At 62.3% G+C, this 15,150-nt stretch carries 19 protein-coding genes; 13 read left to right on the forward strand and 6 right to left on the reverse strand.

Annotated features, from left to right (window positions below; genetic code table 11):
- Positions 1-230 precede the first annotated feature (230 nt).
- Positions 231-548: a YMGG-like glycine zipper-containing protein gene (locus EJ075_RS22265; protein WP_095482688.1), complete on the reverse strand. Its 318-nt coding sequence runs from the start codon at positions 546-548 to the stop codon at positions 231-233.
- Between the two features lie 283 nt (positions 549-831).
- On the opposite strand from EJ075_RS22265, the gene EJ075_RS22270 reads away from it, so the two are divergent.
- The 10 genes from EJ075_RS22270 (at position 832) to EJ075_RS22315 (ending at position 10,178) form a co-directional block, all read left to right on the forward strand.
- The gene (locus EJ075_RS22270) at positions 832-1,404 is read left to right on the forward strand and encodes a hypothetical protein (RefSeq protein WP_126105760.1); all 573 of its coding nucleotides are present in this window, start codon (positions 832-834) and stop codon (positions 1,402-1,404) included.
- 212 nt (positions 1,405-1,616) lie between these two features.
- Entirely contained in the window at positions 1,617-2,528 is a 912-nt protein-coding gene (locus EJ075_RS22275; protein ID WP_126105761.1) for a hypothetical protein, read from the forward strand.
- A 203-nt stretch (positions 2,529-2,731) separates the two neighbouring features.
- Positions 2,732-3,721: a Coat protein gene (locus EJ075_RS22280; RefSeq protein WP_126105762.1), complete on the forward strand. Its 990-nt coding sequence runs from the start codon at positions 2,732-2,734 to the stop codon at positions 3,719-3,721.
- A 214-nt stretch (positions 3,722-3,935) separates the two neighbouring features.
- Positions 3,936-4,187 carry a hypothetical protein gene (locus tag EJ075_RS22285; RefSeq protein ID WP_095482685.1) on the forward strand — a complete coding sequence of 84 codons (252 nt, stop codon included), beginning with the start codon at positions 3,936-3,938 and terminating at the stop codon, positions 4,185-4,187.
- Between the two features lie 298 nt (positions 4,188-4,485).
- Positions 4,486-5,085: a hypothetical protein gene (locus tag EJ075_RS22290; protein ID WP_126105763.1), complete on the forward strand. Its 600-nt coding sequence runs from the start codon at positions 4,486-4,488 to the stop codon at positions 5,083-5,085.
- Entirely contained in the window at positions 5,085-7,550 is a 2,466-nt protein-coding gene (locus EJ075_RS22295; RefSeq protein ID WP_126105764.1) for a hypothetical protein, read from the forward strand. Before EJ075_RS22290 ends, EJ075_RS22295 begins: the two co-directional genes overlap by 1 nt.
- A gap of 164 nt (positions 7,551-7,714) precedes the next feature.
- Positions 7,715-8,158, forward strand: coding sequence for a hypothetical protein (locus EJ075_RS22300; protein ID WP_126105765.1), 444 nt, complete (start codon positions 7,715-7,717; stop codon positions 8,156-8,158).
- Positions 8,159-8,160: 2 nt separating this feature from the next.
- Complete coding sequence (locus EJ075_RS22305) at positions 8,161-8,652, forward strand: hypothetical protein (protein ID WP_126105766.1); 492 nt, start codon at positions 8,161-8,163, stop codon at positions 8,650-8,652.
- On the forward strand, positions 8,652-9,515 hold the full coding sequence (locus EJ075_RS22310; RefSeq protein WP_206437503.1) for a hypothetical protein: 864 nt from the start codon (positions 8,652-8,654) through the stop codon (positions 9,513-9,515). Before EJ075_RS22305 ends, EJ075_RS22310 begins: the two co-directional genes overlap by 1 nt.
- Positions 9,516-9,773: 258 nt before the next feature.
- Positions 9,774-10,178 (forward strand): hypothetical protein, encoded by a 405-nt coding sequence (locus EJ075_RS22315; RefSeq protein ID WP_245457987.1) that lies wholly within the window; start codon positions 9,774-9,776, stop codon positions 10,176-10,178.
- 349 nt (positions 10,179-10,527) lie between these two features.
- Here EJ075_RS22315 and EJ075_RS22320 read toward each other — a convergent pair whose 3' ends face one another.
- Together EJ075_RS22320 and EJ075_RS22325 are read right to left on the reverse strand one after the other, a co-directional pair.
- On the reverse strand, positions 10,528-10,821 hold the full coding sequence (locus EJ075_RS22320; RefSeq protein ID WP_126105767.1) for a hypothetical protein: 294 nt from the start codon (positions 10,819-10,821) through the stop codon (positions 10,528-10,530).
- Positions 10,822-10,896: 75 nt separating this feature from the next.
- Positions 10,897-11,760, reverse strand: a complete 864-nt coding sequence (locus tag EJ075_RS22325) for an ATP-dependent DNA ligase (RefSeq protein WP_126105768.1) — start codon at positions 11,758-11,760, stop codon at positions 10,897-10,899.
- Between the two features lie 102 nt (positions 11,761-11,862).
- Here EJ075_RS22325 and EJ075_RS22330 point away from each other — a divergent pair, with 102 nt between their 5' ends.
- Positions 11,863-12,048: a hypothetical protein gene (locus EJ075_RS22330; RefSeq protein ID WP_126105769.1), complete on the forward strand. Its 186-nt coding sequence runs from the start codon at positions 11,863-11,865 to the stop codon at positions 12,046-12,048.
- Positions 12,049-12,415: 367 nt separating this feature from the next.
- Here EJ075_RS22330 and EJ075_RS22340 read toward each other — a convergent pair whose 3' ends face one another.
- Positions 12,416-12,628, reverse strand: a complete 213-nt coding sequence (locus EJ075_RS22340; RefSeq protein WP_126105771.1) for a KTSC domain-containing protein — start codon at positions 12,626-12,628, stop codon at positions 12,416-12,418.
- Between the two features lie 242 nt (positions 12,629-12,870).
- Between EJ075_RS22340 and EJ075_RS22345 the strand changes: the two genes are divergently transcribed.
- The gene (locus EJ075_RS22345; RefSeq protein WP_126105772.1) at positions 12,871-13,293 is read left to right on the forward strand and encodes a YidB family protein; all 423 of its coding nucleotides are present in this window, start codon (positions 12,871-12,873) and stop codon (positions 13,291-13,293) included.
- Between the two features lie 488 nt (positions 13,294-13,781).
- On the opposite strand, the gene EJ075_RS22355 is transcribed toward EJ075_RS22345, so the two are convergent.
- Together EJ075_RS22355 and EJ075_RS22360 are read right to left on the reverse strand one after the other, a co-directional pair.
- Positions 13,782-13,988, reverse strand: coding sequence for a hypothetical protein (locus EJ075_RS22355; protein ID WP_126105774.1), 207 nt, complete (start codon positions 13,986-13,988; stop codon positions 13,782-13,784).
- Between the two features lie 374 nt (positions 13,989-14,362).
- Positions 14,363-14,584 (reverse strand): hypothetical protein, encoded by a 222-nt coding sequence (locus tag EJ075_RS22360; protein WP_245457988.1) that lies wholly within the window; start codon positions 14,582-14,584, stop codon positions 14,363-14,365.
- Positions 14,585-14,801: 217 nt separating this feature from the next.
- Here EJ075_RS22360 and EJ075_RS22365 point away from each other — a divergent pair, with 217 nt between their 5' ends.
- The gene (locus EJ075_RS22365; protein WP_126105775.1) at positions 14,802-15,098 is read left to right on the forward strand and encodes a hypothetical protein; all 297 of its coding nucleotides are present in this window, start codon (positions 14,802-14,804) and stop codon (positions 15,096-15,098) included.
- The last annotated feature ends 52 nt before the right edge of the window (positions 15,099-15,150 follow it).

The raw sequence follows: 15,150 nt of genomic DNA on the forward strand, positions 1-15,150 counted from the left end.
CACAGAATCACCGTTCGGCTTCTGTGCAAAGGTCTCCTTGTGGGAGAAGGTGGATCGGCGCTTTAGCGCCGAGACGGATGAGGGGTGTTGGAAGAAATGAGAGGCTGGCTACCGAGTCACCGATCTGGACGAGGTGTGCGCCAAGCTAGAACACCCCTCATCCGGCCGCTTCGCGGCCACCTTCTCCCACAAGGGGAGAAGGGAAGACCAGCGCCGGCGCTACGCTCAATTCAATAATTGCCGTCGTAGTAGCGGTCGTCGCAAGGTGCGGTGTAGATGCGGCCGCTGTTGCGGTCCTGATAGCGGCAAAGCTGTTCGCCGCGCCGCTGCGGCGTGGTCGCACTGCCCACCACCGCACCCAGCAGGGCGCCGCTGGCTGCGCCGATGACGGTGCTCTTGGTATTGCCGCCGATCGCCTGACCGACGAGAGCGCCGCCGGCGCCGCCGATCAATGCGCCGGTTCCGGCTCTCTGCTGGCCTTCGGTCTGCGCACACCCTGCCAGCACGGCAGTCAGAAGCGCGGCGGCAATGGCTTTCTGCATGGTCATTTGGAGTCCTCCTTTAAAGCCTTGGGTCAATGCTTTGCCAAGTGCGGTCGCATTGCGGCGGAACAGGGGCACCATGCCTCACGAAATAAGACATGGTTTCTTTCGTCTTGACGGCCCAAGCCTCCGGCTGGGAAAAATCATGGTCAAACAAAAAGATCATAAAGATCATGGTTTAACAAGGCGATAGAGCCGGGCTCTATCAAAATGAATCAGGCTCCGGCCGTGACGAACCCCGCCTGCGGCGGGTCTAGCCAATCCCAAATCCCCAAGAATGGAGAATGCCATGACCCGAGGTCTTTCCCGGACGCTTTCCCGTGCCGCGGCCCGTGAGGCCGGCTTTGCCCCGCCCAAAGCCGGGCTTGCCGTCAGGACGAGCGGGCAGGGCGGCGCATATCGCACCGTCTTTTCGTTCAACGCCATGCAAGTGCCGGTCACCGATGCGCTTGCCTATGCCAGCCAGAAGCTTTTCGATTTTCTCGACGGCAAGGTGCGCATCAAGGGCGGCACCGCAAGGCTGCAATTCGCCGTGCTGACCACACGCGCCTCGACCATCAACGACAATGCGGCACTCACCTGGTCGCTCGGGTCGGCGGCGGCGTCGAGCGCCGCGCTCACAGGCACCATGGTCAACGTTCTGGCCGCGACCGGCCGCACGCTGGACGGGGCCGGTGCTACACTATCGACCGCATCGGTCGCCGATGTGGTTGCGGCGTTGACGCTCGATGGGACCGCGACGCCGGTCGATCTTTACCTCAACCTGGCGTTCGCCACCGGCACCGACATCGACGCCGACGGCACGCTCGCCATCACCGGCACGATCACGCTGCTGTGGGAGAACTGGGGCGATAACGCGTAGCGTTAATCTCCCCCCTTGAGGGGGAGATGTCGCCGAAGGCGACAGAGGGGGGCGGTGCGACCGGGCGCGACCTCAGCGACAGATGGAGGTTGGCGCTCCACGCGTTGGTACCCCCTCTGGCCTGCCGGCCATCTCCCCCTCGAGGGGGGAGATACTGGACTCCGCCGCCAACTCCTATCATCGGCCTTTAACCTCACAAAAAGGAACATCTCATGACAGATCTGGCAGACGCCGGGTCCGTGGCTGCGCAGACGCAGCCGGCGGGCAACCTTGCATGGCCACCGGCCAACGGGGACAACAGGTCCGCCCCGCCGGCTGGCAAGAGTTGGGTTGACGGTCTTTCCGAAGGCAACCGCAAGCTCGCTGAAACCAAGGGTTGGACCAAGCCTGAAAGCCTCGATCGGGTTTTCACATCCTATGCGGAGCTGGAACGGCAACAGGGTGAGAGCCTGCGCGTTCCCGCTGCGGACGCACCTGGGGAAGACTGGGACAGGTTCCATGCCCGGCTTCCCCTGGCGATGCGTCCGCTGACATCGCCTGACAAGGTCGAGTACAGGCGTCCCGACGGGCTTCCCGAAGACTTCGCCTATTCGGATGAGCTTGCCAACGCCTCCAAGGCGTGGGCGGTCGAGGCAGGCGCGACCCCAAAAGTCGCGCAGGCCTATCACGACAAGTTCGTGGGCTACATGGCCGAGCAGGCCAAGATGCAGCAAGAAACCCTGGCGCGTTCGGTCGAGACCACCCACGACGACTTGGTAAGGGACTGGGGACCGACCGACAGCGATGGCTTTCGCCAGAGGCTGGAGGTCGCCAACCGGGCGATGAAGAAGCTCGGCCTGGTCGATGCCTACAAGGCGAAAGGCATCCTTCTGTCTGACGGGGCGCTGACCGATCCGCAGATCGCCAAGGCGTTCCACGCCATCGGCGAGGCGATGTTCAGGGAAGACACGATCGACGGCGGCGCGGCTTTGAGTGGAGGCAACCCCTTCAAGCGCAACGCCGCCGGCGAACGCAACCTGACTGATATCTCAGCCCTCGTCAAAAGCGACCCCGCCCGCGCCCGGCGGCTGGCACGCGAGGCCGGCGAAAACCCCGATCTGTGGATGCCCAACAACCCCCTCTAAAGCTGTGTCGATATCCAGGTGATGCCGGCCTGCAAACGACGGCTTTCTGCGCTTCCGGTGCTCACGGACCCAAATGTCCGCTCCGCTCCAGTTCTCAAAAGCCACCTTGTTTGGTCGCTTCGCGCCCGTCTTCGACTCCGGCTCGGCCTGACCTGAATCTCAACACACCTTCTCCGCCAATCAACCCATGAAGGAAGACAAAAATGGCAGACGCCTACACCCGTATCGCGGACGCGATCGTTCCGTCCGTTTATGCACAATACTCGTTCGAGGAGCATGTCCAGTCGCTCGAGATCTATCAAGCCGGGATCCTGTTTTCCGACCCGGCCATCGCCTCGAAACTCTCGATGGGGGGCCGCTCCGTCGACATGCCCGGATGGAAGGATCTCGGCAACGATCCGTCCGAACCGGTCAATGACGATCCGGCCGACTCGATCGAGATGAAGAAGATCGGCGCGCGCCGCGAGGTGGCTGCCCGCAATGTCCGCGCCCAGGCGTGGGGCATTCCGGACCTGACCTCGATCCTGGCTGGCGACGATCCGCAGAAGCTGATCGTGCGTCGCCAGACCGACTACTGGCAGCGTGCCAACAAGCTGACGCTGCTCGGCATCCTGAAAGGCGTGCTGGCAGACAACCTCGCCAATGATGCGGGCGACCTCGTCCGCGTCACCGGCGCCTCCATCGTCGACACCGACATCATCGAGGCCGCCTATCTGATGGGCGACCGCGCCGACAAGTTCAAGACGATCTGGATGCACTCCAAGCAGATGAAGGCGCTGAAGCTCGCCGACCTGATCGACTATGTGCCGCCCTCCGAGCAGGGCGGGCCGCTGATCCCATACTACATGGGCTTGCGGGCCGTCGTCGACGACGACATCCCGGTCGCGGCGGGCGTCTACACTGCCTTCATGTTCAAGGACAAGGCGATCCTGTGGAACGAGCTGCCGGTCAACACCGAAGGCGGGCCGCTGGAGTTCGACCGCAAGCCGCGCCAGGGCCATGGCGGCGGCGTCACCGAAATGGTCGGCCGCCGGCACTTCGTCCCGCACGTTCCGGGCACGCGCTTCCTCGACGCCTCCTCGGCCGGCGAATTCGCCACTGACGCCGAGCTTGCGCTGGCGGCGAACTGGGACCGCACTGCGTCGAGCGTCAAGAACATGACGTTCATCGCGCTGAAGACGACCGAGGCGTGATCGGACCGGAAGGGCGGGAGCATCAGACCTCCCGCCCCTTCCGGACACCAGGTCGGCCCAATGTAGCGAATTCCAGATTCACGCGCTGTGCTGCTCCAGAGTGAAACAAGTCTTGGGGCTCGCAACATATTCATGTTGCACTTTAATCAATCGCCGTCACCAAACGGTTACACAAAAGGGCGATGCTGCCTTGTCTTGGCAAAGGAGGGTAACCATGAGTATGACATATAAGGCGGTTCAGGAAGTGCTCCGAAAAGCGGGCATTGTCATAAGCAAAAAGGGGGAAGTTCACCGTATAAACTTCTTCAGCGGTCTGGAAAACACCGCCTACTACACGACAAGTCTTCAAGATGCCCTGGACAAGGGTTTGGCGATGGGAAGAGGTACCGGAAGGCTGCAAGCAAGCGCCTTTGCCAAGTCAGCCGAAGCAGGGCGGCGGATCTCGACGAGCGCACGCCTCGGCTGATGCCGCAGGAATTCAGGCCGCAAATCATCGCCGCGTTGCGCGGCGACATCGTGAAACTGCAATAGCGACAATATTGTCGTCTTTTCGTTGCTCGAACGAGCACAAGGGACTGAAAACACATCCCACGCCACCCGTTTCCTGACGGGTGGCTGGTATCGTGACGGGTTCCACGCACAAGACGTGCGAACGTTTTGCCCAAGCCCAAAATCACCAGATCCCCAGCCGCTACGAAGCGGCTTTTTGCCGTGGGGCCGCCATGCCCTGCTTTTCCCGATCCATACTCACGGAGGCCTAAACCATGGCCATCACCCCGCTCGACATCGCCAACATGGCGCTTGGCGTCCTCGACGAGGCGCCGATCGACAGCCTTGATCAGGATGTGAAAGCCGCGCGCTTGCTCAACCTGCATTTCGACCTGACCCGCGAAGCCGAGCTGACGAAACACGCCTGGGTCTTCGCCATCCTCGCGGCCGCAGTCGCCGGAGCCGACACTGGTAGCGGCGCGGGCACGCTGAACTTTGCCTATGAATTGCCGCTGGACTGCCTGCGGCCGTTGCCGCTGACCCACAGTGGCGAGCCGGACGGCATGCCGATCTCGTGGCGCCAGGAGGCCGGGCTGATCTATTCCGACCAGTCCGGGCCGCGCCTCATCCGCTACGTCGCCAATCTCACCGATCCGAACGACTGGGACGCGCTGTTCACGGAGGTGCTGGTTGCAGCGCTCGCCATCAAGATCGCGCATCCGCTGACCCACAAGGCGGGCATGATCGACATCGCCCGCGGTGCCTATGACCGGGCGCTCGATGCGGCGTTCCACACCAACGCCATCCAGCGTGGCGGCAGGCTTTCGACGTCGTCCTGGGCGATCCAGCGCGGCGACAACCGGTTTGTGCGCTGATGACGACGCTCTATCCGGTCCAGGACGCATTCGTTCGTGGCGAGATCAGTCCGCGATTGCATGCGCGCGCCTCGCTCGATCTTTATCGGGCAGCGCTTTCCAAATGCGAGAATTTCGTCACCTTGCCGCATGGCGGCATCAGGAAGCGCGGCGGCACCATCTTCGTCGGCGAGGTAAAGAGCGCGGCCAAGACAACGCGCGGCATCCCGTTCATCTTCTCCTCCGAGCAGGCCTACTGCCTGGAGTTCGGCGATTTCTATATCCGCGTCTATGCCTATGGCGCCCGCGTCGGCACGGTCGAGATCGCTTCGCCCTATGCGGAAGCCGACCTCTTCGATCTCGCCTATGTGCAGTCTGCCGACCAGATGTGGATCAGCCACAAGGACTATCCACCGAAGGTGCTGACGCGCACCGCGCATCAGACATGGACGCTGGAGGATTTCGAATTCCTCGATGGTCCCTATGACGACATCAACGAGACCGGCACGACGCTGACACCAGCCGAGACCAGTCATCTGACGCCGGCCATGACTGGCAATACGACGCCAGGTGGGACGGTCTCGAATGCGGGCGGCGATCCCGACGCCTACCAGATGTTCGACCGCGACAGGGTCCAGAACATACTGATCGCCGGCGACTCGATCGGTTATATCCGCTACCGCAACGCGTCCGCCGCGCAGCGCGTCGTCGATGCCTACTGGATCACCGCGGCCAGCAAGGCGACGACCAATTTCGACTTCTTCACGGCCTGGGAAATCCAGGGTTCCAACGATGGAGCGAACTGGGTCACCCTGGACACCAGGACGGCGGAGACTGGTTGGTCGAACAGCGAGACAAGGTTCTACGAATTCACCAATTCGACAGCCTATGAATACCACCAGATCGTCTTCAGCGGCGGCGGCGGCGACGACGCAACGCACACACGCTGCGCCGAAATCGCCTTCCACATCAAGGCTTCGGACCAGACGCCATTCAACCTCACTGCTTCCTCGATCGTCGGCATCAATGGCGACGCCGGCTTCCAGTCAAGCGATGTCGGCCGCGCCATCCGGCTGCTGGGTTCGGACGGTCGCTGGCGCTGGGCCAGGATCACCAGCCGCACCAGCCCCACCGTCGTCAAGATCGTGCTCCACAACCATGCTCTGCCGAACCTGAGCCCGATCACCCGCTGGCGGCTTGGCACCTTCGTGCCGGGCAAATATGTCGAGACCGGCTCGCTCTACGAGGAACGGCTGGCCTTCAGCCGCAGATTCTCGGTCTATGCCTCGGCGACCGGCGACTTCGATAATTTTGCGCTCGGCGAAAAGGACGACGCCGCACTGGAATTCGTGCAGGCCGGCGGCGGCCAGGCCAACGACATCGTCTGGATCGCCGATTCCGACGGCGCGCTTTTGATCGGCACATCAGGCGGCATCCGGGCGCTGTCGGGCTCCGGCATCGACGAGGCGCTGACACCGTCGTCGTTCAAGAACCGCAATTCGCGCACCTTCGGCTGCGCCCGCATCCGCCCGGTCGCTGCCGGGCAGTCGTTCCTCTATGTCACCCGCAGCCGCAAATCGATCGCCGAGCTGGTGCAGACCTCGGTCAGCAAATTCACCTCCGACGATATCGGCCAGGTCTCCGAGCATATTCCCAAGCAAGGCGTCGTCGAGCTGGCGTTCCAGACCGACCCCGATCCGGTGCTGTGGTTCCCGCTCGAAAATGGCGAGCTCGGCGGCTACACGCACCAGCCGTCGCAGGATGTGCGCGGCATGCACCGGCATCGCCTCGGTGGCGGCTTTGCCGGTTCGGAATGGGCGATCGTTGAAAGTGCGGTTGTGACGCCAGGCCAGAACGGCGCCGACGATGTCTGGCTGTTCGTCAAGCGCACGCTCAGTGGCGTGACCAAGCGCACCATCGAGATCATGACGGCGCCGTTCGAATATGGCGGCCTCGACGACGCCTTTCAGGTCGATTGCGGCCTGACCTATTTGGGGGCCGCCGTCAACGCCATCTCCGGGCTCGATCATCTCGACGGCGAGAGCGTCGACGTGCTGGCCGGCGGCAAAGTCTATAAGGGCCTGCCCGTCGCTGCCGGCCAGGTGACGCTGCCGGGCGGCGCCGTGGCCAGCAAATGGCAGGTCGGGCTCGGCTACCGCTGTGAGGCCAACACGCTGGAACTCGATGTCGGCGGGCGCGACGGCTCCATTGTCGGCCGCCGCAAGAAGATCGCCAAGGTGATGCTTTCGCTACTCGAGACCGACACGTCGGGGCTCGAAGTGCAGTCCTTCCTGCGCGGCCGCTGGGAGAAGGAGCGCATGCCAAGCATTGTCGCGCCAGACGGCAAGGCGAGCCTGTTCACCGGCAATGTCGAGGTGCCGATCGACGACAGCTGGGAAGGGCAGGGCAGAGTGAAGATCCGCCACGTCAACCCGACGCCCTGTACGATCCGGGCGTTCACGCCGGTTTTTGATGCCGAGCCTTAGGAACCGCTGATCTCCCCCCTTGAGGGGGAGATGTCGCCGAAGGCGACAGAGGGGGTCGCCGCTCCTCGCGAGACGACCCCCTCTGGCCTGCCGGCCATCTCCCCCTCGAGGGGGGAGATCACCCGCTCTGCCTTCCCCCATTCCACCCCACCAAGGACCCTCCCGTGACCCCATTCCCCCATGACGAGCGCCGCGCCGCCGCGCAAAGTGAAGCCTGCGTCGACATCGCAGCACTTGCCGACGAGATCAGGGCAAACGCCGCTTCCCTCGACGAGCGCTGGCGCATGGCCCAATGGCTGATCGAGCAGCTGCGCCAGCAATTGTTCGACGCCGATGCCTTGCGCCGCGCCGTCGCCACCGCCAACAGCCAGTTCGACGCGGCCGGCGTTGCCGACCTGAAAATCAACCCGACGGCCATCCGGCGCGCCGCCATGACCGGGCGGCGAGCCGCAGCCCCCGCTCGTCTCAGCGCGGCAGCGATCCAGGCCGACAGACTGCTTCTGTCCCTGCTCAGCCCCGGCGGCGCGCTCGACCCGCGCCCGGCGCTTGGCGCGCCGGTCGGAGGCATCGCGGGTCGATATTCGCTGCGTGGCCGGGGCCGTGGCTGACCATGTGCACACTTGCCCTCATCGGCACGGCTCTTTCGGTTGGCGGCGCGCTGGTCGAAGGCCAGCAGTCGAGGCAGATGGCCGACTACCAGGCCAAGGCCTATAAGCAGCATGCGCGGGCCGACGCGCAAAGCGCGGCCTTCGAACAGGGTCAGGAGCGCCACCAGCAGGACCTCTTGCAAGCGCAGGCGCGCGCCCAGGCGGGTGCCTCAGGCGTCGGCATATCAGGCTCGCCGACCGAGGTGCTGGCCGCTAATGCCAGGCAGGGCCAACTCGACATCAAGGCGATCCAGTATGGCTCGCAACTGCGCCAGAACAATCTGACCACGCAGGCCGCGATCTCGCGCTTTTCCGGCAAGCAGGCGGTGAGCGCCTCGATCTTCAGGGCAGGCGGCAATCTCGTGTCCGGCCTTTCCGGGCTGTACGACCCCAGCAGAGCGGTGACGTTCGGCAAGAGCGCCTTTCCGTCGGCGCCGGGCGGAGGGCTTTACTGATGGCGACCATCCCCCTCCAACTCGCCCAGCGCCGGCTCGATACCGGCAACGCAGTTTCTTATCCCAACAGCTCGCCGGTCGGCGCCGCCATGCAGGGCTTGGGCGACGAGGTCTCGGCCGTCGCCGAGCGTTTCCGGCAGCAGAAACAGCAGCAGGATGCGTTCGACGCCGAGGTCATCGGCCGCGAGCTGAACGGGCGGATTGCCGAGGCCGAGAAAGAAGCGATCCAGAATGCGCCGGCCGACGGCCGCGGCCTGCACGACGCCATGTATGGCCAGGTCGACCCGCGCAATGGTGTCGTCAAGCCCGGCCTGTTCGACAATATCTTCGACAGCACCGTGCCAAAAATTCCGGAAAGCGAACGCGCCAGCTTCATCAGGCAAAAAGAGGCTTTGAGGCTGGCCGGCTCGGCGCGCATGGCCGCACAGCAATATGCGCGCCGCCAGGACTATGAGCAGGCCGAATGGTCAAAGGCGCAGGCTGCGGAGCTCAATGCTATCGCGCAGAGTAATCCGGACGACACCGCAACGTTCGAGGCGATCAGGCAGAGTGGGTTCAACTTCATCGCCAAGATGGGCAACCCGATGGCCCGGCAGCTGGCCGAAACCGGCTGGCGCAGCAACACGGCAAAGGCGCTCGTCCAGGCGATGATCGCCAAGGATCCGCGCCGCGCTATCGAACTACTTGGCGCCGCGCCTGTCGCGCAGGCCGGTGACGGTGAAACCACGGGCGCTGAAGGCACTGATCTGTCGGCGAAAAACCCGAATTGGCCCGCTTCGGGCGACGACCGCCTTGCTGATCTTACGCCGGACGATATGGCTGCGCTCGCCCGGCTGGCCGGCGCCTCGGTGGCGCAAAACTGATGTCCGCAACCAGGCGGCCGGGCTAGATTTTCTCGTTACCTGCCCCTGTTGCATTGGCCGCAGGCCTTTTCATGGGAAAACCCAAGGTTTCTGAAATCGCCGGTGGCAATGCACACAGGTATGTGGTCGTTATCCAAGGACGACAAGAGCGACGGCGGCCTTTCTTACGACACAGGCTTGTGGTTCTGGATTTGAAATTCCCAAACGCTGATGCGATCATTGGAACGGAAATTCACCTGGCCCAACTAGGCTTTTCAGATGAAGGACCCCATCTTGTTGCGCTTAGACTCTTATCCGATGCTGGCAAGGATCGTTTTTCTGGTCACGTTGACCGGCGTTCTCCTGCTCGCTCTTCTGCCGGTGCGGTTCCTGCCGGATCTCGGCATGGCCGTCACGTTTCATGACGACAAGCTCAACCACGCCATCGCCTTCGTCGTGCTGGCGGCCTTGGGAAGCCTCGGCTGGCCGGAACACAGGGCAAAGCTGATTTTCGTCCTCGCCTTTACCGGCGCGGCGATCGAGGTTCTTCAGGGCTCGCAGCTGATAGGGCGCGATCTGGATGGGCTGGACTGGGTTGCCGACTGCGCCGGCATGGCGTTGGGACTGACAATCGCCGGCTGGACAAAGAGGCGCGTTGGCAGGCGCGTTGTCGGATTGTCATAAGCCGCAGCCTTTCGACCGGATCGAGGCCGACCGGCAGGCGAACGCGACAGATTCCTGTCAGGTGGCAAATCGCCAGCATGGGAGATGGAGTTGCGCGACCGATATATAGTTCGCTGCCTCCAGTCCAACGGCTTCACCGTCAAGATGGTTGGCCGAGCCTGCGTGACAGAAGCTGAGACGAAAAAGGCGCTTGCAGATCGGGCAACGGGACAGTTTCCGCAATGCGCCGTCAAAGCAGGGCCCTAAGCACAGACGAGCCCACGCTCCAATCGTCAAGCGCGCCCTGCCGGGCGCTGCTTGCGTCTACAGGCAATCTACCCCAACGCCCCCCAAGCGGCGCCCGCCACTTTCAGTCCCTTCGTTCGAAGGTTGGCTTCAAGTCGCGATTGCGTGCCCGCTGCTGGCCTTCGTAGTCAGGAATGCATGTGAAGAACACCTGCCGGCGGTCACGGCCGGCAGTATTGCAATTTGAGCAGACAAAGAGCCCGACCAAGTCGTCATGCATCGAGCCGTGGTCACGGCCGAGCCTGTCAATCAGCGCCTGAATGTCGAGTTTCGTCGATTTGCAGCACATCGGGTGCGCACAATTGACATAGATGGTCTCGCCGGCGGTCAGAGTGTCGGCGAGGGTCTTTCGAGGCATGGCGAATCTCCGTTGAAGGGCTCGCCGCAACGGGAGGATTATATTCCTGAAATGTTGATCCTTTGCCACTGGTCGCTAACTCTCATCCCAAAAATCCTGCAGCGAAGCGTGCCGAAGGTCTTCCTCGCCCCGGAGGTGCTTCACGCGGGCTTTGATCCCCGGTTTCACCCACTGTGTTGCCGGGCGCTTCTTCATACCCCTAGGGGCCTCGCCGGCGTGCTCCTGGACCCGCTTCCATAGCCGCTCGCGGATCGCTCGGCTCGAATTGATGAATGCTGAGCCGACATACCTGCGCGTGCCGATCTCGCCCATCAGGGCGAATGCCGGCTTGCCGGCCTCGCGCTCGACGCCGAGCAGTTCATATTCGTCGACAGTGTAGCACTTCACCTTCAGCCAGTTGATCGACCGGCCGCTGCGATACTTGCTGCCACAGCGCTTCGAGACCATCCCCTCGAGACCGGCCTGATCAAGCAGATGAAAAATTGCTTTGGCTTCCCCGGGGAGAGACTGACTGAATTGGATGCGAGTCTCCGAGGGGATCAAATCGGCAAGCAGCTCGCGCCGATGTTCCAGGGGCAAGTCGCGCAGGTCATTACCATTAAAGTGCAGGAGATCGAAGGCGACGAAATAGAGGTCATGCTGGCGGCGGGTAATCGCCCTCCGCAAAGCAGCGAAATCGGCGAGACCAGTTTCATTCGGAACGATAATCTCCCCGTCGACGATCGCGCTTTCGACAACAAGCCCTTTCGCCGTCTCGACCAAATCGGGATACTTCGCCGTCCAGTCCATTCCGTTGCGCGTGAAGATGCGCGTACCCGCTTCGTCGATGATGATTTGCGAGCGGTAGCCGTCGAACTTGACCTCGTGGATCCAGTCGCCTCCTTCCGGAGGCTTGTCCACCAACGTCGGCATCAACGGCTCGATAAACTCTAAACGCATGAACGGCACTCACGAGACCGCCATTCAATTCGTCTGGTTATATTAGGTTCCGGAAATAAACGGTGCGGGCAACAAAACTGGCATCGTCAACGTTGCAGGTCAATGAAGATCCGTACCGACAACGAGGCCACTGGCTACACGGGCAAAGACCACGACCGGCCGATCAAGCCCGAGGCGGAGCATTTCGAACATTGTCCAGTGTGCGGACAAGATTTCGACATGCGCGATCTTGGCCAGGTCCTTCATCACGCGAAACCAGAGCATCAACCGCTGCAGCCTGTGAATTGAAAGAGTGCGGCATCTTGCGCATGAGCGCGGGCCCTACTGATGCCGCGCGAGCCGGTCCATGGGTGCGTTTACTTCGGCCAGACTAGCCAGCGCTTGCTCGACTTTTTGAGCCGAGGCGTCAGTGCGATTGATGTGCCGGATCATTTGCTGCCTCAGCCGCGCGAGCCTTTCGGCGCGATATACGTCGCCGTATCTCGCAGTTTCAAGGTGGAGAGTCGCGAGCCTCATGGGCGACGATTCCGATTATCTAGCAGTAGAATTCGCGAATCCGCCTTTCGTTCCGATGTCGGACCTGCCTTCGCAAAGGGCTGGCCGGAGGGCAACGGCGAATGAGCCGCATCCCTGCCAAAAGGTCCGCTGATGCTGCTCAGCCGACCGCGGGTCCAACCAGACGGTAGCGGAAGTGATTGCGGATGTGGTCGTTGAAGAAGCGGCCCTTGGCGAAGGCGGCTCGGAACTCGGCGAAGGTCTCCGGCGGCACGTCCTCAAACTCGTAGCGTTTGCCACTGGCGACGAACCACACCGAAAGTATTTTGCGCTCCGGATCGTATTCCGTTTTGCTTATCGAGGTGGATGGCATGACGATGGCTCCACCAAAAGCAGTCAACGAGGGGAGAGGCCGTCGCGTTCCTTCTGTTGGCGCGCCCCAAACGGGGACGATCGCGCGTCATTCCTGCGCGACGCGCGCGTGCTGAAGTCTCGCCAGGAGCCGACCGGGGCGCCCCAACCACCCTAACCGAACGGAAAACCAGCCCAGCAGCAATTCCGTGGAACCTTTCAAAGCCGCATGCCTTGTCCGTTCTTCATGGAAGGAGATCCGAAATGAGCCTTGACATAGGAAAAGTCGCCATAGCCTTGCTTGGCCTGCTTGCCTACAAGAACAGGGACAAGATCGGCGAGTTAATCGCCGGCACGAACACGACAGATCCCAAAAACGCGGGCTCCCCCGGCGGGCTCGGCGATATCCTGGACCGTCTGCGGAACGCGGGGGCGGGTGATCAAGTAGATTCTTGGGTCGGTACAGGATCAAATCGCCCCGTTCAGCGCGACCAGGTTGCGCAAGCGATCGACCCGCAAACGTTGAGCGATCTCGCTGAGCAAACCGGATTGTCCCGCGACGAACTTCTCGACCGGCTCACAAGAGAACTGCCCGACGCGGTGGACAAGCTTACTCCCGTTGGCCAGATGCCTGTGAGCAATGGTCCAAATCTCCTCGACGAGGTACCAGGACCTAGTCGCACCTAGCGCGAAAAACGCCCGCGCCCCCGGGAGAGGTCGCGGGCTGATCGGAGGGAGACCGTACCCCCCCGGCTGCCCCTTCATGTCGACGGGCCGGATGGTTCAACCCGTGCGAACTCCGTCAACGCTGGTGGGATCGATCCTCGTCAACCGCGATCTGGCCTTAATTACGCGCTGTTGCGCAGCCCGTATCCTGCTGCACAGCGCGATATTGAGGCCGACACCGCGGTCATCATCCAGCATCTCGTTCGCACGCTCAAGGGAGCGCTCGGCCCGATTAAGCCGCTGTCGGGCTCGCGCCAGTTCCATATCTAAAAGTTCCATTATTCCGAATCCATTGCGGTCCCTTCGATTGGTAAACCGCTTGTGGGCGCCGGTGGTTCCGGCTGTTCGCGAGCGTGCAGCCCAGACGTTGATGTGGTTGGCACAGTTCTGGGGCGAGAGTGGTGGCGCCGGTGGCCTGAAGGTCGCGACGAATGAAACGCCGGCCCAGTTCAACCCGCGCGACGTCCTTCAAAGCTGGGGGGATCGATCTTCACCAAGCGGTCTGCGGCCTCGACCGCAGTTCGTATCCTGTTGCGCAGCGCGAGGTTCTCGGCCAGCATTTCTTCAGTGCGTTGAAGCGCGAGCTCGGCGCGTTTGATGCGCTGCTCGGCAGTATCGGCCGCCATCCCGCGCCCGTGGGGTTTCATGGTGTCCATGAGTTTCTAACACATGGCGGGCAATATCGTTCCCTGATGTCGGGCGAAACGGTGCTGGCAGGAAGTCGAGCGAACGCACGGGGCTTTAGAAGCCTGCCAGAGCGAAGATCAAGTGCATTCTTCGGACATGGCAGGAAACCGGCGCTATTGGCACTGAGGAACGCCTCGACAGCAAGCGGAACCCGCTCGCATTTTATGTCTGCGGTGAGCCGGCATGAAAGACGAAGGCCTCTTCTTCGCCGGCATCTGCCCCACAGCCTCACCTGCGGGTGTGGCAAGGTGTGGCGCCCGTGGCAACTATACAGCCTCACCACCACCCCTTTAGAGGTGTGGCGGGGCAAAGTAGCCGGGGCAATTTCAGGTGAGGCGAACACTCACATATGATTGCTGGCGGGGCTGTTGGCATCGATCTTCGTCATGCGTTGCCTCGCCTCGCTCACGCGCCTTTGCTCGGACCGTATGCGGTCGCACAACGCGAGATTGACGGCGACGCAGCCATCGTCCGCCAACTTCGCTTGCTTAAGCGATCGCTCGGCTCGTTTTACGCGCAGCCTGGCATTGGCCAATTCGAAGCTAAAAATATCAATCATCATCATACCGCTTCGTTTGCGGTCCCTTCGATTGTTAACCGGCTTCGATCCCATTTGTTCCGACCGCACGCGGCGCAGCGCCGGGACGGAGCGATCTGACTGTGCCGGGGAAGTCCCTACCTCGCAACCAAGCCGCTGGGGCCGTCCCCGCTAGAGCGAAGCGCGCTGTCTCGGATATTACCAATCTCTTGACTAAGACCCCACCCGCACCAGAATCCTATCCATGCCGCGGGAGATCAATATCGGCGACAAGGTGGCGATCATGGCCACGGTGGGCAAGCGTATTGAGGATCGCGTGACCCTGCATATCTGGACGGCAAATCAGCCCTATTCAACCATCGATCCGAAGGCCAAGCCAGGCGACAGGATCAGGCTTGAAGGCGAGGTCGTACACGTTGACGAGGAGTTGCGCCGCGTAACGGTGCAGGTGCTCGGGCGGATCACGGTCGATGCCAGCTCGGTCGAACTGGTGAAAAAGTCCCGCCGACCGAAAGGCACAACGCCGCTGCCGACCGGCTAGGGCAGCTTCTGGACTCTCGCCCGGAATGGCGGCATTCTCTCTTCGGGGAGAG

The organism is Mesorhizobium sp. M6A.T.Cr.TU.016.01.1.1 (genome assembly GCF_003952585.1).
Taxonomy (GTDB): Bacteria; Pseudomonadota; Alphaproteobacteria; order Rhizobiales; family Rhizobiaceae; genus Mesorhizobium; species Mesorhizobium mediterraneum.